Origin of the sequence: Zooshikella harenae (genome assembly GCF_018837975.1) — a bacterium.
Taxonomy (GTDB): Bacteria; Pseudomonadota; Gammaproteobacteria; order Pseudomonadales; family Zooshikellaceae; genus Zooshikella; species Zooshikella harenae.
On sequence record NZ_JAGSOY010000325.1, the window covers coordinates 1 to 697 of the forward strand.

At 43.3% G+C, this 697-nt stretch carries 1 protein-coding gene and 1 pseudogene; one reads left to right on the plus strand and one right to left on the minus strand.

Annotated features, from left to right (window positions below):
* Positions 1–259: transposase zinc-binding domain-containing protein (locus KCG35_RS27215; protein WP_215822802.1), on the minus strand; the 259-nt coding region annotated here is incomplete at its 3' end.
* Positions 260–419: 160 nt separating this feature from the next.
* Between KCG35_RS27215 and KCG35_RS27220 the strand changes: the two are divergent.
* Positions 420–665 (plus strand): annotated as a pseudogene (locus KCG35_RS27220) (GNAT family N-acetyltransferase); the annotation flags it as partial.
* Positions 666–697 lie beyond the last annotated feature (32 nt).

Below are 697 nucleotides of genomic sequence, written 5' to 3' on the forward strand. Positions count from 1 at the left end.
AGATCCACTGCTGAGTGGCCTTATAGCCACAGGTATTGCAAAACCGGCTCTTACAGCTAAAGCAAACGATTTTAGTGTGGCTGCAGTGAGGGTTGCTACAAGCAAAGGTGGTATAACCGAGGGTTCGCAGGCCACAGCTGAGAATTTTGATGATGTTATCGACGACGACGGGTCGTATCTGGTCTTTGTGCTTTAGATAATAACGCCACCAGAGCTGTTTGGTATGCAGTAGATGTTTGAGCTTAGAGGGAATGCGAATGGGACTTCACCTGTTTTACCACATAAGGTATTCAACGAGGTGAGGAGGATAGTCGAAACCTGCCGTATAAAAGGCTTTAAATGTTGCGAAGTGGACACTGAGCCTGATGATTGGCACTGGCTAAAAGTCGCCGACAACGTCGGCCTAACTTGTAGTAAAGGAAAATAACGATACTGTTGGAGCTGGAGGGTTCATTTTATATAAAGGCGTCTACTGGCTAGATTGGGGAATGATTAATAGAAACAGGCATGGACGAGGGATAGGATCAACACTCCTTGAGTATCGAATTAAGAAAATACATGAGGAAAGTTCTAACCCCAAAATCAAGCTATGTACATCTCAGCACACCGTTGGTTTTTATGAAAAGTTCGGTTTCAAAACATTATCGAAAATGGTTACGGGTTGAATTTGCATAAGTATGAACTCGAGAAAAAGAGT